Source organism: Lactobacillus sp. S2-2 (assembly GCF_021698855.1).
In the GTDB taxonomy this organism is placed as follows: Bacteria; Bacillota; Bacilli; order Lactobacillales; family Lactobacillaceae; genus Fructilactobacillus.
In genome coordinates, this window is record NZ_WWFA01000010.1 from 22,471 (window position 1) to 48,974 (window position 26,504).

A 26,504-nucleotide genomic window follows, 5' to 3' on the forward strand; every position below is an offset into this window, starting at 1 on the left:
AAATCAATTTTTATTAAAAAAGTGTGATAAACGAATTGCATTTAAAATAACAATTAAAATACTAATTTCATGGAAGAACATTCCATTTCCCATCTGAATTACATTAAAGAAAACGCCAATTAATAAAATGACAACAGTAAAAATACTAATGAAAATATTTTGATTCATGTTTTGATAAGTTTTATTGGCAATATCTTTAGCAGTAGATAAATCATTTAAATTAGAATTAATTAAAACGATATCTGAAATATCAATTGAAACATCAGTCCCACTTCCCATTGCAATGCCAATATCTGCATTTGAAATTGCAGGACTGTCATTAATTCCATCACCAACAAACATAACTTTATGATTGTTGGCTTGTAGCTCTTTAATATACTGAGCTTTATCTTCAGGTAATAAGTTACCAAATCCTTGATCAATAGGTAATTCATTAACTAAGGCATTAACAGAGGTTTTTGAATCACCAGATAAAATTGTGAGATTTTTAATTCCTTGTTCTTTTAGTTTAGTAAGAGCTTGATTTTCTTCAGGACGAAGATGGTCACGAATTGCTAAAATAGCTAATTCACTTTGGTCGTAGTTACTAATAATTACGATTGTTTTGTGTTGTTGTTCAAGTGGTCTAATAGTAGATGCTAAGTTATTTTTTTGATTAATATTTTCATTAATTAAAGTTTGATTACCAATAAAATAATTTGTTCCAGATACATTTACTTTAAGTCCTTTTCCTTTGATTGTGGTTGATTGATTCAATTTAATTTTTGATTTAGAATTAGTAAATTTTAAAATAGCTTTTGCTAGTGGATGATTTGATTCACTTTCAGCGGCTTGTAATATTTGTTGAATATTTTTTTTGGAACCTTGAAGTAAAATAAAATCTTCAACTTCAGGATTTCCAGTGGTTAAAGTTCCAGTTTTATCAAAAAGGACTGTGTCAATCTGATTTAGATTGGCGATTGCTTGTCCTCCTTTGAATAAGATGTGTTTTTTAGCACCAGCACCAATTCCAGCAACATTAGATACAGGTACTCCGATTATTAAAGCACCAGGACAACCAAGCACCATCATGGTAATGGCTATCTTTAAATTCATGGAAATTAAACCAACTAATAATGAAAGAATTAAGACAATTGGCGTATAGTATTTTGCAAAGCGATCAATAAATTTTTGACTATTTGATTTTTTATCTTGAGATTCTTCAACTAAATTAATAATTTTTCCAAATGTGGTATCACGACCAGTTTTATTAACTTGAATGATTAAACTTCCATCTTCTAAGTTAGTTCCAGAGTAAACTTCATCTGAATTATATTTTTTAACTAGTTTAGCTTCTCCAGTTATATTAGCTTCATTGATTAATCCGGACCCACTAATAATTGAACCATCAACTGGAATTTGAGAACCTGGTTTTACGATAATTTGATCATTTATTTTTAGCTTATTGATTGCAACTTCAGTTTGTTTTTGATCTTTATCAATAATAATTGCTTTTTTAGGTGCCATTTCAGTTAATTTTTTAATTTCTGAGCGGGTCTTTTTTAAAGTGAATGACTCTAATAAATTTCCTAGTAGAAATAAGAAAGTAACAAAAGCAGCTTCATTAAATTCATGGATAATAAAAGCACCAAAAGTGGCTAGAGTAATTAATAATTCAATTGAAATCATTTTGAATTTTAATGCTGAAAAAGCATTGATGAAGATTGGGATGATACCAATTATTGCAGTGATAAACATTATTAATTGATATAGATAGTTTGAATTAAAAATATGCAGTGATAATTCAGCTAATATAATCAAAATGGTCATTGTTAAGATGACTAGTTTCTGATTTTGTTTATAAAATTTTTGAATTTTAAACATGATTATCCCTCCTTATAGTCAATATGATATAAAAAAAGATGCAATAAAAAATTGATATTAATCAATAATTATGATTATTTACTAAGTGAATATTTTTTATATTGATATGCAAAAATATTTTTAATGAGATAAGTAATTACTGTCACAATCAGACAACCTAAGATAATAAAACTAATTCTTTGTAGAATTGCTTGATTCAAGCTGAAAAGATTTTCAGTAGAGTACATTACATTAAATGTGATAAAAATGATTTGAACAAAATAATTTTTAATAAATGAAAATACAAACGCTAAAATTAGAATTAAATAAAGATGATATTGAACGGGAATTAAAATACTAAAGATAACAAAATAAATTAAGATTCCTGTAATAGTACCCATAATTCTTCTTAGTAATCTTTGTTTTGTTGTGTTTACTGAAATTTGTGTAAGTGACATAACCGTCATACAAATCCACATGCCTTTACTTAAGTGGAAGCAGTTTATGATGATTAAGGATAATGAAATTCCAACACTCATGAGTATGGAAACATAATGTGATTCAAGCTTTACATGAGGAGATTGAACATTATTTGCATCATTTTTATTCTTGATAAAATATACAATTCCTAATAAAACAGATGTTAGTAATAAACATAAAAATCTATTTTTCAAATTAAAGTTGTTCATGTCAGTAGTTGAATCAAAAATATATAATAATATAAAGGGCATAAATATTTTATACTTAAAATTATTTGAATATGCACACATCAATGTATAAATTGAAATTAAATTGATTGGAATCATTAGATAAAAAGGAACAATTAAATTTAAAGTGGCAATTGTCCCATATAATAAAAATGAGGTTGAAACCATTAGGGATGCTTTTTTTGGACTAAGTTGTAGTGGAATATTTATGAACATTAGCAGTGCAGTAATTAAAGCAACTCCAGTTAAAGATTCTTGCATGCCAAATAAGCTAGTTAATAAGTTTATGTAGATAAAGATTACTATAATTTGAATAAAGTTTGTTGTTATATTTTTCTTTGTTAATTTAGTCATTGTAAATACCTCCAATTAAAATAGCATTGAGCAATATACCACAATCAATATGGTTTTTCTATAACGTATTTTTTGAAAAAAATTTTAAATAAAAACGCTTTAAAGATTACTTATCTTTAAAGCGTTTTTGGATGTTTTTGAATTTAAAATTCTTGATATACGGCAGGGTCTTGGTTGGCGATTCGACCATCTGGTTTTGTCATTTGATTGATGATTTCCATTTCTTCATCAGTTAATTCAAAATCAAAGACATCTTTGTTGCCACGTTGACGAGTTGGAGTTGATGATTTGGGAATTGGTAAGACATTTAATTGAACTTCCCAACGTAAAATAATTTGACCAACATTTTTTTGATATTTATTTGCGATTTTTGTTAAAGTTGGATCTTGTAATACTTCGCTGGCACGTCCTAGTGGACTCCAAGCTTCAGTTAAAATTTGATGTTCTTCATTGTATTTTCTTTGATCTACTTGATTAAAGCTTGGATGAAGTTCAATTTGGTTGATTTCAGGAAGTTCACCAGTTTCTTTTTCAAGACGGTCTAAATGCTCAGGTAAGAAATTACATACTCCAATTGTGCGAACTAATCCCCATTTTTTTGCTTCAATTAATGCTTTAAATGCTTCTACATAGTGATCATCTTTTGGATTTGGCCAATGTAATAGGACAATATCAAAGTAATCAAGATGTGCACGGTAAAGAGATTCTTGTAAAGTTTGAATTAGTTGATCATGTTGATAGTAACGTCCTGGAATTTTAGTAGTTACAATTAAATCACTACGGTCAATTCCTGAATCAGCAATTCCACGACCAACTGCTCCTTCATTTTCATAATTATAAGCTGTATCTAAAAGACGATATCCATTTTTAATTGCAGTGCTAATTGTTTTAGCACCAGTAAATCCATTTAGTTTATAAGTTCCAAAACCAATTTTTGGAAGTTCTAAGCCATTTCTTAAAAGATAGTTTTCCATCTGTATAACCTCCTAATGTTTATAAATATATTTTAAACTTTTAGATGGAATTTGTTGAGAATTTTGTTTGGCTATAAATTAATTTTAAAAAAATAACGTATGTAACAAGATGGTTGCTTGTTGATCACATAAAGATTAGTTAATCTAAAATTAATAAAGGAGTGATAATATGATTTTAGCTGAACAGTTAAAAAATAAACGAGAAGAAAAAGGGCTTAGTCAAAATGAATTAGCCAATCGATTACATCTTACTCGTCAAACAATTTCGCGTTGGGAAACTGGTAAAACTGTCCCAAATTTAGATACTCTAGTTCAATTAAGTGATGAATTAAATATTTCTTTAGATCAATTATTGCGAGATGATGATTTAGAGACGGTTACTCATATTAGTAGGGATGTTAAAAAGAAAAAATGGTATAAAATAATCTTACTTTTAATTATAATAATTGCACTAATTTTTTGGGTGATGATGGGAGTTTTTTCGTGGGGAAGATATGCACAAAATGATATGGTCAATCGAGCTAATCCATTTATGAAGTATCAATATGATTATGCTTTATTACCTAAAAAAACTCCTATGAAAAAGGTTAAAGAAGAAGTTGTTGATATGCATGGTAAAAGTAAAATGCAAACAGTTGATCAACCTCAACCGGTTGATGCATTTGTAGTGCATGATGCATTCGGTAATGGGGAATGGATTAAGTTTCAAATTGGAGAAATCCCTAAAGAACAAGATAATTATGCTCTAGTTATGCATAAAGGTTCATATGTTAAAGAAGCACGATTAATTAATCGAAATGAAATTCCTGCAAATATTAGATATGTGATTGGAAATAAAAATTCTTATCAATCATTTGATAGTTCACTTGAATCACAAGATAAGAATTATATTAAGAAAAATAAACAAAAACTTCGATTTAATCAAATTCAGCATTATGATGATTCTAATCTGATGAAGATTAGTAAATAAAAACAGGACTAATTAATTAGTCCTGCTTTTATTTAAAGCTAGTTACTACGTAACTATTTTGATGTTTTGGAATGGATTTGTAGCTAACTGAAATATTTTGATTATTAAATTGGATGTCATTTGCATAAATAATAGTAAATGCAGTACCAAAATTAACTGCGTTTGACCAACTTTTTTCTAAATTATTACATTCTGTTAAACTATCAGAAATAGTTCCAGAAGTTGCGACCATACTTAGTTTAGGAATTAAAATATTAATATTTGAACTTAAAATCATTTTGTAATTTGAGTTTGTTTTTGAAAGTTTAGCAGCTGATTTTTGATTATTTAATCCTTTTTTTTCAACTTTTGATAGATTTTTATAACTATTAGGATAATCTTGCTTTAGATATTCTAAAAATTCTTTACCACTAATTGAAACGTACTGTGTTGAAATATTTACTTGCTTTGCATCGCTAACATTATTGCTGATTAATAATAATGTAAAGCATGCAATAACAAGGAATGAAAATTGTTTAATAGAGTTTAGATTCATTATGCTTCCTCGCTTTATAAGAGTTAATATTAATGATAACATCATATACTTTAAATAAGTATAATTTTTTTAATTAACGTGTATAATAAATAAAAAATTATATGGAGGATTACATTATGGAATTTAATTTTGAAATAGCACAACAAAAAGATTTACCGGAAATTGTTACTATTTATAATCAGTCAATTCCAACCAGAATTGCAACTGCTGATACAGAACTAGTAAGTGTTGCTGAAAAACAAGAGTGGTTTGATTCTTATAATGAAGATTTTCCTATTTGGGTTATAAAAGATAAAAATAAGATAGCGGGATGGGTTGCATTAGAACCATTTTATGGACGACCAGCTTATCAAAAAACAGCTGAGATCAGTATTTATATTAGTCAAAGTTATCAAAAGAAAGGTTTAGGACAAAAATCACTTGATTTTGTTTTTAGTAAATTGGATGAATTAAAGATTAATGTAATTGTTGCAAATATTTTTTCACATAATTTACCAAGTCAAAAATTGTTCCAAAATAATAATTTTGAACAATGGGGACATTTGCCTGATGTTGCTATAATGGATAGCAATTTATATAGTTTAGATATTTTAGGACGTCATTTTGATTAATTGCATAAAAAAACTTAAGAGATTATCTCTTAAGTTTTTTTATTTAAAACTAGTAATTACATAACTACTTTTATGTTTTGGAATTGCTTTATAACTTACTGCAATATTTTTATTATTTAAGTTAACGTCATTAGCATGGATTACACTGAATGCAGTACCAAAATTGACTGGTGCCGACCATTCTTTTTTTAATTTGTTGAAGTGCATTAAACCATCAGATACAGATCCAGAAATTGCCACCATATTTATTTTAGAAATTAAATTTCCTACTTTATAATTTAAGACCATACGGTAATTTGAATTCACTTTAGAAAGCTTAACTGCCTTTTTTTTATTATTAAGATGTCGATAATCAGTTTTGGAAATTCTTTTATAACTTTTTGGGTAATTAGATTTTAATGATTTTAGGAATTCTTTTCCATTAATCGAAATATAGTAATTTGAAACAGTGGTTTTACTTGCATTTACTGTCTGATTACTAAATATTAAGAGCGAACAACTTGCTATTATTAACAAAATTAATTTATTAAATATTTTATAATTCATTATAATCCTCGATTCTAACTTTTATACTATGGCATAATAACACTTTTATAAAAATAAAGCTATCAAAGTGATTTTTAATATTAATATTAAAAATTAATTATGATAAACTAGTTTAGTTGTTTTAGATTAAGTTTTTAATTAAGAAGGGATTTTTTGTTTTGAGATTAAGTAAATTAGAAATTAGAGATTATCTAATTGGATATTTATTCGTTATATTAATGATACTAATAGCAACTTTATTTAAAGATATTGAAATTATTTTACCTGAAATAGCCGCATTAACAACGGGAATTTTTATTTATCAAGATTCTAATTGGATTTGCGAACCTACTAAAATATTTTTAGCTCCTTCGATAACAGCAATTGTTGGTTTTTTAATTAATTTATTATCGATGAATTATGTTTCAAAGATATTGTTAGTATTATTGTTTGTAATTATTTTTCTTAAATTATTGAGTTGTGCATTAGCTCCATCTTTTGCAACGGGATTATTACCTATTATTGTTAACGCTAATCATGTTTCCTTCATTGTTGCTACTTTAAGTTTTACGTTTATTTTAATGATTAGTGTTCATATTCGCGGATCTCATCGAAAGTTGCATAAGGGTTCTGCTATGCTATATCGTAATATGGCGGTTTATACAGGATTAATTTTAATTTGGGCATTAGTTGTTATTGTATTTCAAGTTCCACAAATGATAGGTATTCCACCAGTATTGGTTGTTTTGTATGAAGTTCTCCAAAAACCTAAGTATCATTTTAATTTAGCAATCAAACAGATTATTGCTTTGACGGGGTCAGCGACAATTGGATTTTTAGTTTATTTAAATTTTAAATCATGGTTAATAATAAGTCTTGTTAGTTTACCTTTGGTATTTTTACTATTACAATTAATTAAGGTAAAAGTTCCGGCAGCATATGCTTTTCCAATATTAGCAATTGTTTTACCTAAATCAATGTTAATGATTTTGCCAGTTTCATCTTTTCTAGCTTCGAGCTTTTTTTTAATTAGTGTAGTTTGCTATAGAAAGTTAGTTCCTAATATCAATTAATAAAGGGGGAAAGTTCCATGATTATTTTCTATAATACTATCAGCGTCATTGGATCTGTGATGGTTTTTATTGGAATTTTCTGTTTGCTAGGATTGCTAATTTCAAAGATTAGGCGTATAAAAAATGAGTATAGTGGAATTTTCACAGCTCTATTTATCTCTTTAACTGGATTAATTATTATGTGGCTTATTACAGTTAATCCTGTTACAATTAATCAAAAATCGGTTGTCAATACTTCAAATAATTATCCGAGGCCTTTAAATTTAAGTCTAAAAGATAAGGCTAAAATTAATTACTACTATGATAGTAGATTCATTGATAAGAGAAAAGACGACATGGCTTTTTCAATCAAATCAACTGAATTACAAAAAGGTGAAACAACTAATTTTAAAGTTATTCAAAAATATCGTAATGAATTTTTTGTTCCAGTCATTGAAAAAAATGAAATAAAAATTAAAAAAATTTAATTTTTTAGATATGTTTTAATTGAAAAAGTTAAGAAAGTTTTATATTATGTTTTTAGAGCTAATAAATATAAATTTATTAATATTTATCCAGCTTTTTGTTTAAAAGTTACTTTAAAAGTTAATCTTTTAAGCAAATGAAAATTTATATATATATATGGAGGTATAATTATGTTATTTAGTAAAAAAAATATTTTAGCTTTAACTGCAAGTGCCTTAGTGTTAGGTGGATTAAGTGTTAGTGCTTCAGCTGCTGATACTGATTCAAACGCACCTACAAATGTTATCGGTAGTGCTAAAAACGCTGATGATACAGGTAAGAAACAAAACTTTTATGATGCGGAAGGACACCAAAAAGATGGTGCTTCTGCAATTGTTGGTAAATCTAATGCCCATGTAAGATTAACTGCTGGATATTTAACTCTTAATACTGTTCCAAGTTTTGGTTTTGGTGCATCAGCAGATTCTGCTACTAGAAAACAAACAGATGATAAAAATGGTGATGTTAATAATGGTAGAACATTAAGAACAATAACTGATAATGATTCTGTTTTAAAAGATGACTCACTAAATGGTAAGGCTTCATCTAACCAACTAAGTGTTACAGATAGTAGACCTGCAATTAAGGGTTCAGATTCATTAGGTGGTTACACTGTTACTGCTTCAATGGCTCCGTTTGGTAAAATAAATAATGCTGGTGGTACAGACGCACTTACTGGTGATAATGCTGACGCAAAATCAAAACAATTTATTTTAAATCTTAAAAATCCTCAAATTGAAAGTAGTAGTGATAAAAAAGATATTAGTGCAAATGATAATTTCTCTTTAAGATCAGATGGAACTACTAATGGAAGTGTATTGAGCACGAAAAAAGCAAATTCTGGTGATTCAACTATGACATTTAATACTGGAAGTTTATATATACCAGAAGGATTAACCGCTGGTAATTATGCTGCAAGTATTACTTGGACATTAACTCCTACTGCTCAAGACGCAGTATCTAATTAATAGGTAATTATCTGATTTTTAATAGAAAGAATACTGATGTTCTTTCTATTATTTTACATAATATTTTTGGAGGATTAGTTTTGAAAAAAAGTAGAATATCAACTTTAAGCATTGTTTTGTCACTAATTATAACATGCTTATTATTTGTAAGTGTTAACACTAAAGCACAAGTAGTAAAAGGACTTGCTTTAAAACCTATTTATCCAAGTAATCAAATCATAGAAAATGGTTATTTAAATCCTTTAGTAAAACCTGGAACAACTCAAAAATTATCTTTTAATATAATAAATTTTTCAAATAAAACACAAAAAGTCAGAATAAGTGCTAATACTGCTAAAACGGTTGGAACCCCGGCAATTGATTATAGTGATCACAAATTCTTAAATGATAATAAGAAACAAAATAATTTTAATCAGTTATTTGATAAGTCTGTGATTATTAAAAATGTTAGTCCTAATAAACCTACAAAAATAACTTTCAATGCTAAAATTCCAAAACAAGGATTTAAAGGATTATTATTAGGTGGTTTCTATATTGATAATAATTTATCTTTGAAAACTCAACAAGGTAGTACTTTAATTAATAATAAATATACTTATGTTATGCCTGTTGGTATAAAAGAAGTTGATAAAATCGTTAAACCTAAGTTAACTTTAGGTGAAGTTAATGGTAAAAATATTTTTACTAGACCGCAAGTTAATGCTACTATTTACAACAAAAAACCGGGTCTAATTAATAATATGGATGTAAATACTAAGGTTACAAATGAAGATAAAAAACAAGTTGTAAATCAAAGAGTTCAAATGACTTCAGTTGCTCCTAGTACTCACTTTACAATGCAAAATCTTGCTAATACTGATACTTTAAAACCCGGTAAATATCATATTCGAATTGTTGCAAATTCTGATCAAGGTAAGTGGGTTTTAGAAAAAGATTTTACTATTAGTAATACTCAATACATGGGTTCGTATTTACAAGCTAACTCATGGTTAATTTACTTAATTATTATTTTAATTCTATTATTATTATTATTAATTGCTTACTTAATCTATCGTAAATATAAAAAGAACCAAGAAAAGAAAGAATTAAATAGTTAAAATATCTTTTAAATTTTAAATAATTCGAAAAACCATAAAAATTTGGCAAAGTTCAATTTTTATGTTTTTTTTTCTAAATTTAATAGAAAATGAAAATTATAAATTAGGAATACTGATAGAATTTTTTGATTCCAACTATTTAAAGTTCTAGTAATTAATATTTTGATATTTAAATATCAAAATATTAATTTGAATCAAATTATTAATTAAAATAACAAAAATTCATACAAATATTATTAAAATGAAATTAAATAGCAAAAATATTTATATTTTATTTATTATCAATTATCTAAAGATATAATTAAATTATGTTAAAAAAAGATTGTAAAGGAAACTTTATTTATTAAAATAAATGTTTTCATTACCAAACGACAAAATATTATTTAGATTTTTTTAAATTACCATATCGTTTAAACATATATTATATTCAATTAGTTTTAATATGATATTATTGATAAAACAAAATATTTTATATAAGGAATAGCAAATGAAAACATACAAGTATATATATATAATTTTTTTCATTTTTTTTTCATTTTTTATTTTTCTCACAATAAGTATAAAGGCTAATTCTAATGAATTTTCAACTGTGCCAATATTATCAAAAAAAATAGTTAATAAAGGTTTTTTCCAGTATGATGTTTTACCATTTCAGAAAAAAAAAATTGAAGTCAAATTAAAAAATTATACCAATCATAAAATAAAAATAAATACTTTTATTAATGATTCACATAACAGTAATGGAATTATAAATTATAATTATAGTAAAATTAATGATAATTATAAAAGAAGTAATCCTTCATTAAAGTCGATGATTGTAGGTAGGAGTAATATAGTCACTACTTTAAAACCTCATGAAATTAAGAACGTTTCTTTTGTAATTAAAATTCCAGAAAGTGGTGTTTCAGGAGTTATTTTAGGAGGTATTAATAGCGAGAATTATGGAGCCAAAAATAAAACCATGTTTTCTACGAGTATTGTTCTTAAAAACAATTTAAAAGCTGATAACAAAAGTCTAGATAATTTTTTTATAAATGGATTGAAAACTAACAATAAAAGGGTTAAATTTAATTTAGTAAATAATCAATCCTTTATTTTATCTAATTCTAACTTGAAAGTTGAATTATTTGATAGCTCGCAAAAAAGAATTATTCATCAACAAGAAAATTATAGTATGGTACCTAATTCTTTCAGTAATTACGTATTAAATAATATTAATTTAAAACCTGGAATGTATAAATTATTAGTTACAATTTATAATAAAAATAATTATAAACAAATTAAGAAAACGTTCACTATTGGTGATTTTAAAAAGCAATCATATACTAAAGTAAATCATTTTCTTATTATAATTTTAGTTATTATAATTACAATTTTATATTTTCTCTCAGTTAGTTTTGTTAAAAGGAAATATAAATTGTAAAGAATTATAGATTGGTTTATAAAGGTATATAATAATATAAGTAATTTCACAATTATTAAATTTTATGTGGTATTAATTATTTTAATGACGTTATTATTTATTAGGAGGGAAAATAAATGAAAAAATATATCACTTTGTTAATATTTAGTTTTCTTTTTATATGCTTTTATAGTTCTAATAATGAAGTTAAAGCAGCCACGGATATTGATCCAAATCAAACAACAGTTCATGTAAAAACTGCTGATGAATTTATAGATGCCTATTTAAAACCTTATGATAAAAGTTATAATCCTAATTCTGATCAAAGTGGTAATTCAAACATTCAAAAAATAATTGTCGATAATGATATTAATTTGAACGATTCCAGCTACAGTAGATATAATGATCATTATACTGGTGGCATAAATTGGTATTGGATGAGTGTAAATCATAATGGTAGTTTAACTTTTGATGGACAAGGCCATACTGTAGATTTTGGTAGATCTAATATTGCTCCTAATGGTAGTAGTATGCAAGGTCATAATTGGGAGTTTAAAGATATAAAGATTTTAGGTACAAGCTTTTATGGTCCCTTAAGTTTAAATGATAAAAATGAAACCGTTACTTATAATAATTTTACTTATTATGGTTCACAGTTAATTCATACGACAATAGACGGTGACAAAGTTAAAATAAAAGGAGACTGCAATATAAATTCTGTTCCTTATTATAAGGCTCTGGGTAAAAAAAATTATTCAGGTTTAAATAAAGATAGAACTGTTTCAACAGATAGTAGCAGTCAACAAAATTTGGAAGTTAGAGATGTTGAAATAATGCCTAACGCTACTTATACAGGAACATCTTACAAAGATAATATATTTGAGCTTTCTGGAAATTTAACTGTAGATGATGGTGCAACAGTTAATTTACATCCGCATAATTGGGGTAATACAGAACATACTCCTCCATGGACGCTTTATAACAATTCTTCTGCAATTTATTTTTCTAGTTCATCAGTCGTGAATATCAATAAAAATGCTAATCTAAATATTTATAATAATAGTGATAGTATTACTATAAATGATGGTTCAAAAATAGATGTTCCTTCAAATTATAAAGGGAACATATCTAGTGCTATTTTTGCTTATGGTGGTTCAAAAATGAATGTAAATGATGGTGCTAGAATAAATATAGATAGTGATGGAACTGTTGATACACAAGGTGATTCTTCAGATCCTCTTATACAATTAAATTCTGCTGATATAAATATTGGAAAAAATTCAGAATTTTATATAAATCAGAAGTCTGATAATAATAATGCATATACAAATGATGGATTGGTTTATTTGAAAGGGGGGAATTTTAATATTTCTCCTAACGGTAGTATGAACATTGATTCTTATCTAAAAAATTCAAAAAATTCAAACAATTCATATTTAATTGATACGGATGGATCATCAGTAATTAATTTTGATAATCCTAAGTTAGTTAATTTTAATACTCATAGTAATTTAAGTAAGAATTATATAATGTATTCTAGTAATAATAACTATATAAATGCAACTGATTTTGCATTCTCTGCTAAAGGAGAAGATGCAAAAGGTGAAGATACATCAATTTTGGAAAACTCAAAAATTCCTATTCATAGATTGTTGTATCCGATATCTGGTAATTCAGTAGATAATAATTATATAAGAGTTCTAGGTAGTTATGAGTATACAAAGGAATTTTATGATTCTTTAAATAAAATGAATAGTAAGCAGTATAGAGAGATTAGTTTTACAAGAATGCCTACGCCAGTTTTAACACTAGATCATTCTAACATAAATGATTCTGATGAAAGTATAAATGGGAACGTAAAAGATGATGATGGTAATAATTTAAAAAACGCTTATATAAAAATATATGTAAATAAAAATAATAAAGATAATTATTTTTCAAGAAATTTTGGCATTAATAATGTTTTTGAATTAATTAATGCAAATCAAGTTTTATTTAATAAAAAGAAAAAAGACTTTCCAACAACTTCTTCTTATAAATCGGGAGATTCTTTCAAAAATAATACGCTACATTCAAGTGATTTTATAAGTGAAAATAGTAATAACCAAGATATTTTTGAAAATTATATTTCTCCATTTACCGATTTTAATAATAGTTCTGAACTTTATGAGAAATCAAAGCCTTATTATGCATTGACTGATGACAATGGTAATTTTAAATTTGATATTCCCCAAAGTCTGTGGGAACTAATCGGTTCTGATAATTTAGATATGCAAGTAGTAGCTACTTATAACTTTGTTGATAGTAATAAGTTTAAAATTAAATTAAATTCACCAATGCAATTGAATTTAAGTAACTCTATTAAGAACTTATCTAATTCTGATTCGAATCAAGGAGATCACAAATTAGTAGATGTAAATCAAGGTGAAGAAGGAATTGGTGATGAACTAGAGTTTAGTACTGATTTTACTAATTTTTCTAAGCATATTGATTACAAATTTAATTATGAGCAGCCAATTCCTTTGTCAATTGATGAAAGTTCAATAAAAGTTAATGATGATGGCAGTTATAAAAGTCTTAAAGACAGTTCTTATGATTATGAAGTGAAAAAAGGTAATGAATATAAAACTTTAATCCTAAAGAAAATACAAGTAAATCGAAAAAAAGATGATAATCCAACTATTAAAAATATAAAAATTAAAGGTAAATTAGATAATAAAAATAAGAAATATAGTTCGGATAGTATAGAATTCAATCCGAGCGTTGTGACTGATGGCGGAAATACGATGCAAGGACCCGATAGTTCAATTTCATTTATTGATCCAGATGGGTTAAAAATTTCTCCTAATGATATCATTTTTAATGGTAGTCATTTATTTGAAAACGGATTATATTATGCTTCTGGAAGTAATTTAGCTGTTGCTGTGAAGGATAAAAGATCAAATAGACCCTCATTAAAATTAACTTTACAACAAAATACGAAAAAGTTTACTTCGGATAGTAATTCAAGTAGTAGTTTTGAAGGAGAACTATTTTATAAGAAAAATAATCAATACGTATCAATTTTTAATAATCCAGTAGAGATTGCTTCTTCATCATCAGGCCAATCTTTAAGTAATGTTTATTGGAAAAATAATAAACAAATTGCTTTATCTCCAAAAACTAATTTTAGTACACCTGGTAATTACAGTAATGGGAATAAGGAAAGTCCAGGATTAACCTGGACAGTTATCAGTGGATATTAAAAGATATAATTGAATTAATAAAATCATGTATTAAATTTTTTATTGACAAAATTTTAAATAAAAGTTATATTTAGTTAAATAATTTATGAAAAGGGGTGTAATCATGAAAACAATCGCTATTAGTGGTATGTCAGTAGTAAATAATCAAATCTTTACTATATTGCGACGAAACCGACGAGTAATTTTAAATAATCGTCGAGACTATAATATGGTAAAAGTATCAAGTATAGCATTGTTGAATGATTTCTCTTAAAGTTTATCCAAGAGAATCATTAATAGCTAGTGGAATTGATCAATTGCTTATTGTCTTGGCAAGCTGGGAGAAATCTGTCTCTATTAATGATTCTTTTTTATTAACTAATTTAAATTAATCCTCATTGATACCAGTTTGTCATAGGCTGCAATTGAATAAAAAAATCCGAATTGATTACATTTTCCAAGAGAATCTGTAATTAATTCGGATTTTTTATTATTTAGAAAAGAGGAGAAAAGAATGAAAAAATTTAATTTTAAAATAATTGGAATTATTTTGCTGATGATGGGGGTTATTGGTACATATCAAACAGTTAGTGCGAATTCTGATACATCGCTTCAAAAAGTACAGCAAAAAGGTGAAATTGTGATGGGAACGGCTGCTGATTATCCTCCTTTTGAATTTACTAAAAATATTAATGGTAAATCTGGAATTTATGGAGCTGATATTTTATTAGGACAAAAGATTGCGAAAGATTTAGGCGTTAAATTGTCAGTTAAACCAATGTCTTTTGATTCATTATTAGTTGGATTACAAACTGGAAAAGTAGACATGGTCTTAGCTGGAATGGGCAATACTCCAGAGAGAAAAAAGAGTGTTAATTTTTCTAAAGATTATTATGATGATCCAAATGTTTTAATTTCTTTGAAAGAAACACCACATTATAAGAATAAAAAGGATTTAACTGGAAAAGTAGTTGGAGCACAAACTGGAAGTATTCCATTTAATTTAATTAAAAAACAAAAACAAGTAAAAAAAGTAATGGGCATGGAAAGTAACAATGATTTAATTATAGCTTTACAATCTCATAAAGTTGATGCAATTGTACTTGATAAAGCAACCGCACAAGCTTTTATTCAAAATAATGATGCTTTAAAGATTGATGAATCTAAATTTTTAGATTCAGGTTCTAAAATGGCAATTGCAATGCAAAAACATTCAAATAGTTTAACAAATGCGGTCAATAAAACAGTTAATAATGTAAATAAACATGACTTATATAATAAAGAATTTCTTCCAGCTGCTGGAGCAGTCTTAAATGGTCCAAAAAAAGGAAAAGGACCACATGGACCAAAACATAATCAAGGAAATCCTAATTCAATGTGGAATTATAAAGGTTACTTTATTTCAGGAATGATTTATACAATTGTTATTTCATTAATTGCAACCTTCTTTGGATTTATTATTGGAACTGCTCTGGCATTGCTTAGAATGGTTAAAAATAAATTGATTAAGGGAACTGTAATTGGTTTTGTTGAATTTATTCGTGGAACCCCATTGATGATTCAAATTATGTTTGTATATTTTGGGATTGGAGTTTTTGTTAATATCCCAGCTGTCTTTGCCGGAATTATTGCAATTTCAATTAATTCAGGAGCGTATGTAGCGGAAATTATCAGAAGTGGAATTGATTCAATTGATACAGGGCAAACTGAAGCCTCACGTTCACTTGGAATGTCTAAAAAGAATACTATGAGATTCATTATTTTACCTCAAGCATTAAAGAATATTTGGCCAGCACTAGGAAATGAATTTGTTTCATTAATTAAGGAAAGTTCCATTGTTTCTATTATTGGAGTAACTGATTTAATTTACCAACTTAAAATTGTTCAATCAGATACTTATCGTGGAGTAATGCCAATTTTTGTATCTATGATTTTATACTTTGTTATGACCTTTACTGCTTCAACTATTATGAAAGTTATCGAAAGGAAGATGTCACATGACTAATCAATTATTAAAAATTGAAAATTTAACTAAAAAATACAAAGAAGTTCCTGTTTTAAATCAAATTAATGCAGAAGTTAATTCTGGTGATGTGATTACTTTAATTGGTCCATCTGGAGCTGGAAAAAGTACTTTATTACGTTGTCTCAATTTATTAGAAAAGCCAACTGATGGAATTGTAAGTTTTGATGGTGAAAATATTATTAGTTATCATGATAATCAATTAGATCAAATTAGAACGGAAATGGGGATGGTATTTCAACAATTTAATTTATTTCCTCATTTAACAGTTTTAGAAAATATTAAATTAGCTCCAATGAAAGTAAAAAATAAATCTGAAGATGAAGCTTCCAATAAAGCTTATGAATTATTAAAGATGGTGGGATTATCAGATAAAGCTAATGTATATCCTAAAAGTTTATCTGGTGGACAAGCTCAAAGAATTGCGATTGCAAGAGCACTTGCAATGGAACCTAAATTAATGCTATTTGATGAACCGACTTCAGCACTTGATCCAGAAATGGTAGGAGAAGTTTTACAAGTTATGAACCAATTGGCTGATAATGGGATGACTATGATTGTAGTTACTCATGAGATGAATTTTGCTAAAAATGTTGCTAACCAAGTCTGGTTTATGTCAGATCATCAAATTGAAGAAAAAGCTGATCCCAAAGAATTCTTTGCTAATCCTAAAACTGAAAATGCTAAGAAGTTCTTAAATAATCTATTAGTATAGAAAGGTGTAAATTATGAAAACAATTGCTATTCAATATCTGTCAGTAATAGGTAACCAATCTTTTACTGCATTGCGACGAATCCGATGAGTACTTTCAAATAATCGCCGAGATTCTAACATGGTAAAAGTATCAAGAATAGCATTGTTGAATGGTTTCTCTTAAAATTAATAAGAGAATCATTAAATAGCTAGCGGAATTGATCAATTGCTTTTAATCTTGGCAAGCTGGGAGAAATCCGTCGCTATTAATGATTCTTTTTTATTACCTAAATTAAAGTAATCCACATTGATACCAGTTTGTCATAGTTTGCAATTGAATAAAGAAATCCGAATTGATTACATTTTCCAAGAGAATCTGTAATTAATTCGGATTTTTTATTATTTAGAAAAGAGGAGAAAAGAATGAAAAAATTTAATTTTAAAATAATTGGAATTATTTTGCTGATGATGGGGTTTATTGGTACATATCAAACAGTTAGTGCGAATTCTGATACATCGCTTCAAAAAGTACAGCAAAAAGGTGAAATTGTGATGGGAACGGCTGCTGATTATCCTCCTTTTGAGTTTAAGAAAACAATTAATAGTACAACAAAGATGTATGGTACTGATGTAATGTTGGGTCAAAGAATTGCGAAAAACCTGGGAGTTAAGTTAAAAATTAAAACAATGCCGTTTGATTCTTTGATTGTTGGTATGCAAACTGGAAAGATAGATATGATTTTAGCTGGAATGGATACTACGCCAGAAATACCTAGAAATGTTAATTTTTCAATTGATTATTATGATGATCCAAATATAATTGTAACCACAAGTGATGGAAAAAATATTAATAATAAAACAAATTTAAAAGGTGTTTTATTAGGAGCACAAACTGGAAGTATGCAATATAATTTAGCTAAAAAACAAAAAAATATTGATAAATTAACTGGATTTGAAACTAATAATAACATTATTTTGGCATTAAAAAGCAAAAAAATTGATTGAGCAGTTATGGATAAAACAAGAGCTAAAATGTTTGTTCAAAATGATAATTCATTAAAATTAAGTAAATTAGAATTTGAAAATGGAACAAAGATGGCTGCAGCTTTTCCAAAAAAAGCAAATACATTAACTAAAAAGGTTAATAAGATTATAAGAAAAGTAAATGATGAAAAATTATATGATAATAAATACATGACAACTTCAATTAATATTTTAAATGATAATAAATCAGATCAAGGGAAATTAAAATTAATTAAAAAAAGCAATGAAGAAAATTCAATGTGGAATTATAAAAGATATTTTATTTCAGGAATGATGTATACAATTCTAATTTCATTAAATTCAATCTTGTTTGGTTTTATTTTTGGAATGCTATTAGTAATTGTTAGAATGTTTAAAAGTAAAATAATTAAAGGAATTGTAATTAGTTTTATTGAATTTATTAGAGGAACTCCTTTAATGGTTCAAATTATGTTTGTTTATTTTGGATTAGGAATTTTTGTTAATATTTCTGCTATAATTGCTGGAATTATAGCCATTTCTATTAATTCAGGATCTTATATTGCAGAAATTATTAGAGGAGGAATTAATTCAATAGATGTTGGACAAAAAGAAGCTGCGAGATCTCTTGGTATTTCGAAAAAACGACAATGCAATTTATCATTTTACCTCAAGCCTTTAAAAATATTTGGCCAGCATTAGGGAATGAATTTATTTCATTAATTAAAGAAAGTTCAATTGTTTCAATTAATTGGAGTAACTGATTTAATTTACCAACTTAAAATTGTGCAATCTAATACATACCGCGGAGTGATGCCAATTTTTATTGCAATGATTTTATATTTTATAATGACTTTTACTGTTTCAATTATTATGAAAATTATTGAAAGAAAGATGTTAAACGAATAATAAACTATAAAAATATATAAGATTATTAATTTGAATAATAGTGTAATTAACATTATTTTATTAACTAACAAAATAATTCTTTTGCTAATCCTAAAACTGAAAATGCTAAGAAGTTCTTAAATAATCTATTGGTGTAACTTTTCACTTGATTTTAATACAAATTAATAGATTTATTGATTTGTTATGATAAAATCAATTTATAAGGTGTTAAATGAGTTTAAATTATTTTATATCTTATATTTTAAGGAGAGTGATATTAATGCAAAAAACAAAAAGGTATATTGTTATTATGTTTTTTATAATTTTATCAGTATTGTTAGGTATGACATTTATAAATGTTAAAGCTGATAATAACAATACCTCTTCATATAATAATCAGGTAGAAAAAAATAATACTCATGAAAAAAATCAACAGAAATCTGATGCTCATTTTTCTGCAAGTAAAAGATATGTTGTTTTAAATGATAAATCAATGTCTTTTAACCCAGGAGAATAGCTTATATGAAAAAAAAACAATTTTTAAATTTAAAATTATTAATATTTGTATTGCCGATTTTTTTATTATTTTTAGGAAATAATCCAATTAATGCTAGTGATGATGTTGATTCATGGATGCCAAATAAAGACTTTCAAAATTTAGTTTTAAATAATATGAAAGATCAAAAGATTGATGTGGATTCAACTAAGGATATAACTAAGTCAAAAATGAATAAATTGCATTACCTTAGAAATACATTTCGTGATAAGAACGGCCATATTTTTCATGATGATTTATTAGCTGGTGGAAATAAGTCTGGAATTGATTCATATTCTATTGAAGGAATTCAGTATGCTAAAAATTTAAATGAATTACAATTATCTAGTAATTTAAATTATGGTAAAGGTGCTTATGTTGGTGATATAACTGATGTTAGCCCTATCAAAGATTTACTAAAATTAGAATATGTATCTTTATATGGAAATCGAATTACTAATATTGACCCAATTATTAATTTACAAAATAATGGTTCTTTAAAGTATTTAGATATCATTAATAATTCAATTTCTGATTTTTCAAAATTAGATTTAAGTAAATATAATAATGATGATATTCCGGCTAATAATTATGATATATTTTCCTATAACGTTATTCATATGAATAATCCGGCCTATTATGATCAAAATATAGTAACTAGAGCAGTCAAAGTTGACAAAAATAATCCTAATTATCAATTTGATTTTAATAAGTTTGTTAAATTACCTAATGTAGTTAATCCAATAGGAGTTAGTCCACAGAACTATCTTTTGTTGAAGCAAAATAAATTAGGTGATAGACATCTATGGCCATATGTTAATGGAGCAAATTCAGTTCAAAGGATGGATGGAGAAAAAACTGGAATTAATTTTGTTAATTTAAAAAATCAAGAATATAATCCAGATAAAACTATAACTGCACCTGGTTTTAAAAATATAAAACTTCCTTACAAAAATTATATGATTGTTAAGGGTGGAATATCTAACGAGAATTTTATTGTTATACCTTATAATTTTGTTGATCACGGAACTGTTAATGTTCACTATAAGGATATTTATGGTAACAAAATTAGTGAAGATGAACAACTAACTGGTAAAATTGGTAGTGATTATGAAACCCATTCTAAAAATATTCCAGGTTATTATTTGGAACGAGTAGAAGGAAATGAAAAAGGAAAATTTACTGCTGAAGATATTGATGTAACTTATCGTTATAATATTATTCATGATAATAATGGAGGTAATGGTAACGATAACGGAAGTAATGGAAATTCTTCTAATGGTGGTAATACCAATAATGGAGGTAATAACTGGAATCCATTACCAAAGCCTAAACATTTTAAGCCTTTTGCAATATATGCTATGAAACATATTTACATGTATAAAAATAAGACTTTCAAAAGAAATGAAAGAATTGCCGATTATCATAATAAGCCAAGAATTAAACGACCAATGTTCGTTGTTTATGGAACAGCAGTTTCTAATAAGCAAAGAGTTAGATATTTAGTTCGTGATGTTAACCATCATTCAAAAACTTATAACAAACGTGGATACATTACTAATAATTATCCTTACACAAGATTAGCTTATTACCAAGGTATGCATAAAAAATTTACTGTAATTAATCCTAATGGAGTTAATTCATATAAAAATAAAAACTTAACTAAGAAAGTAAAAAATTATAAACAAGGTACAGTATTAAAGGTTAAGAAGATTGTTAAATATAATTTAACTACTCGATATGTTTTAAATAATGGTAGATATATTACGGGGAATCGTAAACTTGTAATTATGCATAACAGAAAACAAGTTAAGAAAATTAAAACAAAACATTCAATTTATCTATATAAAGATAATGAATTGAAGCATAAAATTAAAAAAATAAGCAAAAATAAGTATATTAATGTTAGAGGTTTTGATTACTCTAAAGAAAACAATATGAAACTTAAAGGAACTAAACGTTATCGTATTAGTGGTGGGTATATAACTGCTAACAAAAAGTTTATTAAAGTGATTAAATAAAAATATTAATAAAAACCATAGTTAAATTTAACTATGGTTTTTTATTAAATATAATAATGAAGGCCTTTTTAATTTATTGTCTTAAGGTATTATGGTATGTTTATAATAACTATATAATTATTTATTAATAAAAATAGGTCTATATATTATGAAAAAATTATTATTAACATTAATTACTTCTTTTAGCTTTTTTTTGATACTAGGAGAAAATGTTAGAGGAGAATCTTTTGACTATTCTGTTGATCCAATTTTAAGTCAACAAAATAAAAAATTAGGATACTACAATATAAAAGTAAAAAACAATCAGACTTTAAAAATTAAATTTAAATTACATAATTATGAGAATAAAAAAGTTATAGTTCATAATCTTTTTAATGATGCCCATAATGATAATGGGTTAATTACTTATAGTAGCGAAGTAAAAGATAGTTATCATCTTGATAATCCAACTTTTACTTCGATGTTAGTTGATAAAAATAATAAAAGTGTTACTTTAAAACCACATGGAAATAAAGTTTTAACTGTGAAAATAAAAATTCCAGAAAGTGGAATAAATGGACAAGTTTTGGGTGGAGTCAATAGTTATAAAAGTGAGAATAAGAATAAATTTAGTTTCTCTAATGCAATCTTATTAGAAGGAAAACCAAAAAAGGCTAATATAAATAAGATTTTTATTAACAATATTAAACCTAATCGCTATAAAGTTAATCTTAATATTGTTAATAATCAGCCGGTTATATTATCTAAATATAAATTAAATATGAAACTATATAATCAAAATCGAAAAATTTTAAATAATGATAATAATCATTATAATATGGTTCCTAGTTCTCAGAATAAAATGAGTTTTTCTTTTGGAGATCTGAATGCTGGATTTTATTATTTAAAATTAACAATAAAAGATAATGATGGACATTTTAAAAGAATAAATAAATATTTTTCAATTAATGGAGGAAAACATACCAAAAAGAAGAATATTAAGCAAACTTATTTAATTGCAATAATAATTGCTGTACTCCTAGCAATTATCTATTTTATATCGATAAAAATGATTGAAAAGATAAGAAATAAAATTTAATTAAGTAAGAAAGAAGTCTAATGCTATGAAAAATATAAAGAAATTTATTTTAATATTTACCTTAATTATTTTTGGCTTTTTGTGTTTTGGAACAGTTAATAGTAAAGCTGCTGATAGGGATCCAGGTCCTTTAACTAAAACAGGCGCTAGTAAAATAAATCCTAATGATACTTCGGTTGTAGTACATAATGCGGATGAATTTATTGATGCATGTATTAAATCAACTTATGTTTATGATAATCGAAATAATGATGCAGGGGTTTCAACTGTTAGCGAAAATTTTTATGCTAATTCAGATACTAGAGATTCTAATAAAAATGGAGGAACTTCTAATATAACAAATATTAAATTAGCTAATGATATTGATTTAACAACTTCTTCTTATGGAAGATATTATATGCATAGAAGTAGATATGGTGGTCCAGATGGAAATAAAATTAATGGTCAATCTGGCGATATATGGGATTGGGCTAATACTATGGTGCGTCATAATGGTGCTGTTACTATTGATGGAAATGGTAAAACGATTGATTATGGTTATAATAATATGGCATTACAACAAAATGATGGTGCAAATTGGACTTTTAAAGATATAAAAATATATGGGCAATCTTTTTATGGACCATTAAGTATAAATGATCCAAATTGTACTGTTACTTATGATAATGTTTCATATTACGGTCCTCAATTAATTCATAGTCAAGGTGGTAATGGTTGTAAGATTAATGTTATTGGTGATGTTGATGTACATTCAGTTCCTTGGTATAAATCTTTTGATGGGACAAAATATAAAGCTGATAGTAATAGTGGTCCTCAAGATGAGCAAAATATGCAAGTTGGAGATGTAGAATTTCATAAAAATTCACATTATTATGGTGAAACTTATGGTGGTAATGTTTTAGAGTTGACAGGTAATTTGAATGCTGATGAAGGTGCAAAAATAGAATTACATCCACATAAATTTGGATCCACTGAAGATAGCTACGGTAGTAATAGTTCTGGAATTGTATTTTTAGGTAATTCACAATTGGATGCTTATGATAATGCGCAAATAAAAATAATTTGTAATACAGACCCGATTAAAACAAATAGTGGTGAAAAAATTGGTAATCCAGATTCAAGTAGTAAATGGATTTCTACAGCTGTTTATGGAGCTAGTAGTTCTCAAGTTAATATGCATGAGAATTCTACTCTAGAATCTCAAGGTGCTGGCATGGTTGCACATAGTTCTGAAGGGGGTGCAAGTGATGCACTAATGCAATTAGGAAAGTTAAAACTTACGGTTGATAAAGGTGCTTCATTTATTAACAATTTTAATAAAGATAAAGACTATAGTGGTTATACAAATGATGGAGTTGTTAGCATTAGTGGAGGACAAATTAATATTAATTCTGGGGGAACATTTAATATTGATTCAAATATGCATGATGTTAATAATGATTATAATTATATTTTATATACTTCTGGTGCCACAACAATAAATTTACTTAATCCAAAATCGGTTTATTGGAATGATCAAAATCAGGTTGATATGATTAATTCATCTAATAGTTCTAACTATAATAGAAGTTTGTCTAATTCTACTTTAATTCATATCGGAGATTACAGTTTTATTAATGCTACTGATGCATCACTTGAAACAATTGGGCAAGGTAAAAATGGACAGAATACAAGTATTACTCCTCCTGTTCCAATTAGTAGATTTTTATTGCCTTTTAGTGGTTCTTGGTGGAGTCAAGATATTGATACAAATTATATGAGAATTTCAGGAGATTATTTTGATTCTAAAAAAGTTGCAGATAGTGTTAATGATGCAGGGGGAAATCAATATGCTATGATGCATTTTACTCAATTAACTATTCCGAAAATAACTGTTTCCAGTGGGATATCTAATGATAATAATAAATATATTCATGGTAATGTGAAAGATGAAAATGGAAATAATTTAAAAAATGCTTATGTAAAAATTTATATTAGAAAAGATGATACTAAAGATGATAGTCAGGATAGTGACAATCGGACTTATTATTATGATTCAGATAATACTGGTAAGGATAAAAATGATTTAGCAAAAACAATTATAAAATCAAATAAAATTTTATATAATAAATACAAAAAAGATTTTCCAACTAGTACTAGTTATTTAAGTGGAAGTACTTTTAACAGTAAACAGCTTATAAAGACCGATGACTTTCAAAATGATAATTTCTTTGATACTAATATTTTCTCTAGTTTATTAAATGATGACTTTAATAAATATTCAACAGTAATACAAAAGCCTCGACCTTATATGGCTTTAACTGATGAAAATGGTAATTTCCATTTTAATGTTCCAGAAAAAACTTGGGAAGATGTTGGTGATGCTAAGAAGGATTTATCAGTTTATGCAACCTATAATTTTATTGATAGTGATAAGTTTAATATTAAATTAAATGAACCATTACAATTAGATGTAGAAAATAAAATGAAAGATTTAACTAATGATAATGAAAGTAATAGCGATAATAAGTTAAACGAAGTTAATCAAGGTGATACAGATGAAGATGGTGATACACTAGAGTTTGATAGTACTTTGAGAAATACATCTCGACACATTGATTTTAAAGAGTTGAGTTATGAACAACCGGTTCCTTTATCTGCCAATTTAGATACGTTAGAAATTAAAGATGGTGATGGATTTAAAAAGTTAGATCCAAATGACTGTACAGTGGAAACAGAAGATAATTATAAAATTATAAAATTAAATAATATTTCTTTACCACGGACTAATGCTAAACCTGGTGAAAGTAATCCAGGAACAACTAAACAAATTGATTTAAAGGTAACTTTAAAGAATCCAATTACAGATAAACAAATGGATTTTAATTCACAGCTGGAAACTCGTTATGATGACGTAGTTAAAGGCCCAGATATGAGTATTAATTTTAAAGGGTTAAGTAGAGTTAAAGTTGATCCGCAAGATTTATATTATGGTGCTAATAGCCAAAATGCAACTAATCTATTTTTATCAACTAATCAACATTTAGGTGCTACTGTAGATGATCAACGAAAAGAAAAAACACCAATTGGCCTATACGTTCATCAAAATAATGATACATTTAGTAAAAATGGAGATGGACTCGGTGATAGTTTTAAAGGAGAATTGTTCTATATCGATGGTTCTAATATGACTTCATTATTAGATCATAATGTGGAAGTTGAACAATCAAACGCAGATAATGAGCTAACTGATTTATATTGGAATAGAAACAAGCAAATTAAGTTGAAGTTAGACAATAATTATAACTTTCATGGTGATTATCAAAATGGAGATAATGATAAAAATAATCCAGGATTAACTTGGACAATTCAAAATGGACCAGGTGAATAAAAAAAGTTCAAAATAGATTTTATATTCTATTTTGAACTTTTTGTTTGGCTTAATTTACAAAAAATGGTTGTTAAAGTATAATTAAAAACGAACAATTAAATGAAAAT

22 protein-coding genes are annotated in these 26,504 nt (G+C 26.4%); 17 read left to right on the forward strand and 5 right to left on the reverse strand.

What is annotated here, in order from left to right:
• Positions 1–3: 3 nt before the first annotated feature.
• The 3 genes from GSH19_RS05435 to GSH19_RS05445 form a co-directional block, all read right to left on the reverse strand.
• Positions 4–1,863 carry a heavy metal translocating P-type ATPase gene (locus GSH19_RS05435; RefSeq protein ID WP_237027090.1) on the reverse strand — a complete coding sequence of 620 codons (1,860 nt, stop codon included), beginning with the start codon at positions 1,861–1,863 and terminating at the stop codon, positions 4–6.
• A 74-nt stretch (positions 1,864–1,937) separates the two neighbouring features.
• Positions 1,938–2,903, reverse strand: a complete 966-nt coding sequence (locus tag GSH19_RS05440) for an FUSC family protein (RefSeq protein WP_237027091.1) — start codon at positions 2,901–2,903, stop codon at positions 1,938–1,940.
• A gap of 143 nt (positions 2,904–3,046) precedes the next feature.
• Positions 3,047–3,877 (reverse strand): aldo/keto reductase, encoded by an 831-nt coding sequence (locus tag GSH19_RS05445; protein WP_237027092.1) that lies wholly within the window; start codon positions 3,875–3,877, stop codon positions 3,047–3,049.
• A 169-nt stretch (positions 3,878–4,046) separates the two neighbouring features.
• On the opposite strand from GSH19_RS05445, the gene GSH19_RS05450 reads away from it, so the two are divergent.
• Positions 4,047–4,847, forward strand: coding sequence for a helix-turn-helix domain-containing protein (locus GSH19_RS05450; RefSeq protein WP_237027093.1), 801 nt, complete (start codon positions 4,047–4,049; stop codon positions 4,845–4,847).
• A 28-nt stretch (positions 4,848–4,875) separates the two neighbouring features.
• Here the strand turns inward: GSH19_RS05450 and GSH19_RS05455 are convergent, their stop codons facing one another.
• Positions 4,876–5,382 carry a hypothetical protein gene (locus GSH19_RS05455; protein ID WP_237027094.1) on the reverse strand — a complete coding sequence of 169 codons (507 nt, stop codon included), beginning with the start codon at positions 5,380–5,382 and terminating at the stop codon, positions 4,876–4,878.
• A 116-nt stretch (positions 5,383–5,498) separates the two neighbouring features.
• Between GSH19_RS05455 and GSH19_RS05460 the strand changes: the two genes are divergently transcribed.
• Positions 5,499–5,993: a GNAT family N-acetyltransferase gene (locus GSH19_RS05460; protein WP_237027095.1), complete on the forward strand. Its 495-nt coding sequence runs from the start codon at positions 5,499–5,501 to the stop codon at positions 5,991–5,993.
• 39 nt (positions 5,994–6,032) lie between these two features.
• Here GSH19_RS05460 and GSH19_RS05465 read toward each other — a convergent pair whose 3' ends face one another.
• Positions 6,033–6,539, reverse strand: coding sequence for a hypothetical protein (locus GSH19_RS05465; RefSeq protein ID WP_237027096.1), 507 nt, complete (start codon positions 6,537–6,539; stop codon positions 6,033–6,035).
• Between the two features lie 158 nt (positions 6,540–6,697).
• Between GSH19_RS05465 and GSH19_RS05470 the strand changes: the two genes are divergently transcribed.
• The 15 genes from GSH19_RS05470 (at position 6,698) to GSH19_RS05540 (ending at position 26,397) form a co-directional block, all read left to right on the forward strand.
• Positions 6,698–7,591: a hypothetical protein gene (locus tag GSH19_RS05470; protein WP_237027097.1), complete on the forward strand. Its 894-nt coding sequence runs from the start codon at positions 6,698–6,700 to the stop codon at positions 7,589–7,591.
• A gap of 179 nt (positions 7,592–7,770) precedes the next feature.
• On the forward strand, positions 7,771–8,058 hold the full coding sequence (locus tag GSH19_RS05475; RefSeq protein WP_237027098.1) for a hypothetical protein: 288 nt from the start codon (positions 7,771–7,773) through the stop codon (positions 8,056–8,058).
• 168 nt (positions 8,059–8,226) lie between these two features.
• Positions 8,227–9,063, forward strand: a complete 837-nt coding sequence (locus GSH19_RS05480; protein WP_237027099.1) for a WxL domain-containing protein — start codon at positions 8,227–8,229, stop codon at positions 9,061–9,063.
• A gap of 80 nt (positions 9,064–9,143) precedes the next feature.
• Positions 9,144–10,160, forward strand: a complete 1,017-nt coding sequence (locus tag GSH19_RS05485; protein WP_237027100.1) for a DUF3324 domain-containing protein — start codon at positions 9,144–9,146, stop codon at positions 10,158–10,160.
• A gap of 589 nt (positions 10,161–10,749) precedes the next feature.
• Positions 10,750–11,583 (forward strand): WxL protein peptidoglycan domain-containing protein, encoded by an 834-nt coding sequence (locus tag GSH19_RS05490; protein WP_237027101.1) that lies wholly within the window; start codon positions 10,750–10,752, stop codon positions 11,581–11,583.
• 116 nt (positions 11,584–11,699) lie between these two features.
• On the forward strand, positions 11,700–14,807 hold the full coding sequence (locus tag GSH19_RS05495; RefSeq protein WP_237027102.1) for a pectate lyase-like adhesive domain-containing protein: 3,108 nt from the start codon (positions 11,700–11,702) through the stop codon (positions 14,805–14,807).
• 493 nt (positions 14,808–15,300) lie between these two features.
• The gene (locus tag GSH19_RS05500) at positions 15,301–16,791 is read left to right on the forward strand and encodes an ABC transporter substrate-binding protein/permease (RefSeq protein WP_237027103.1); all 1,491 of its coding nucleotides are present in this window, start codon (positions 15,301–15,303) and stop codon (positions 16,789–16,791) included.
• On the forward strand, positions 16,784–17,524 hold the full coding sequence (locus GSH19_RS05505; RefSeq protein ID WP_237027104.1) for an amino acid ABC transporter ATP-binding protein: 741 nt from the start codon (positions 16,784–16,786) through the stop codon (positions 17,522–17,524). The genes GSH19_RS05500 and GSH19_RS05505 overlap by 8 nt, the downstream gene beginning before the upstream one ends.
• A 402-nt stretch (positions 17,525–17,926) precedes the next feature.
• Positions 17,927–18,508, forward strand: a complete 582-nt coding sequence (locus GSH19_RS05510) for a transporter substrate-binding domain-containing protein (RefSeq protein ID WP_237027105.1) — start codon at positions 17,927–17,929, stop codon at positions 18,506–18,508.
• A 6-nt stretch (positions 18,509–18,514) separates the two neighbouring features.
• Entirely contained in the window at positions 18,515–19,207 is a 693-nt protein-coding gene (locus GSH19_RS05515) for an ABC transporter permease subunit (RefSeq protein WP_237027106.1), read from the forward strand.
• 36 nt (positions 19,208–19,243) lie between these two features.
• Complete coding sequence (locus GSH19_RS05520; RefSeq protein ID WP_237027107.1) at positions 19,244–19,414, forward strand: hypothetical protein; 171 nt, start codon at positions 19,244–19,246, stop codon at positions 19,412–19,414.
• A gap of 259 nt (positions 19,415–19,673) precedes the next feature.
• Positions 19,674–19,910 carry a hypothetical protein gene (locus GSH19_RS05525; protein ID WP_237027108.1) on the forward strand — a complete coding sequence of 79 codons (237 nt, stop codon included), beginning with the start codon at positions 19,674–19,676 and terminating at the stop codon, positions 19,908–19,910.
• A gap of 5 nt (positions 19,911–19,915) precedes the next feature.
• Positions 19,916–21,949: a DUF5776 domain-containing protein gene (locus tag GSH19_RS05530; RefSeq protein ID WP_237027109.1), complete on the forward strand. Its 2,034-nt coding sequence runs from the start codon at positions 19,916–19,918 to the stop codon at positions 21,947–21,949.
• Positions 21,950–22,097: 148 nt separating this feature from the next.
• Positions 22,098–23,027 carry a WxL protein peptidoglycan domain-containing protein gene (locus tag GSH19_RS05535; protein WP_237027110.1) on the forward strand — a complete coding sequence of 310 codons (930 nt, stop codon included), beginning with the start codon at positions 22,098–22,100 and terminating at the stop codon, positions 23,025–23,027.
• Between the two features lie 25 nt (positions 23,028–23,052).
• Positions 23,053–26,397, forward strand: coding sequence for a pectate lyase-like adhesive domain-containing protein (locus tag GSH19_RS05540; RefSeq protein ID WP_237027111.1), 3,345 nt, complete (start codon positions 23,053–23,055; stop codon positions 26,395–26,397).
• Positions 26,398–26,504: the final 107 nt, after the last annotated feature.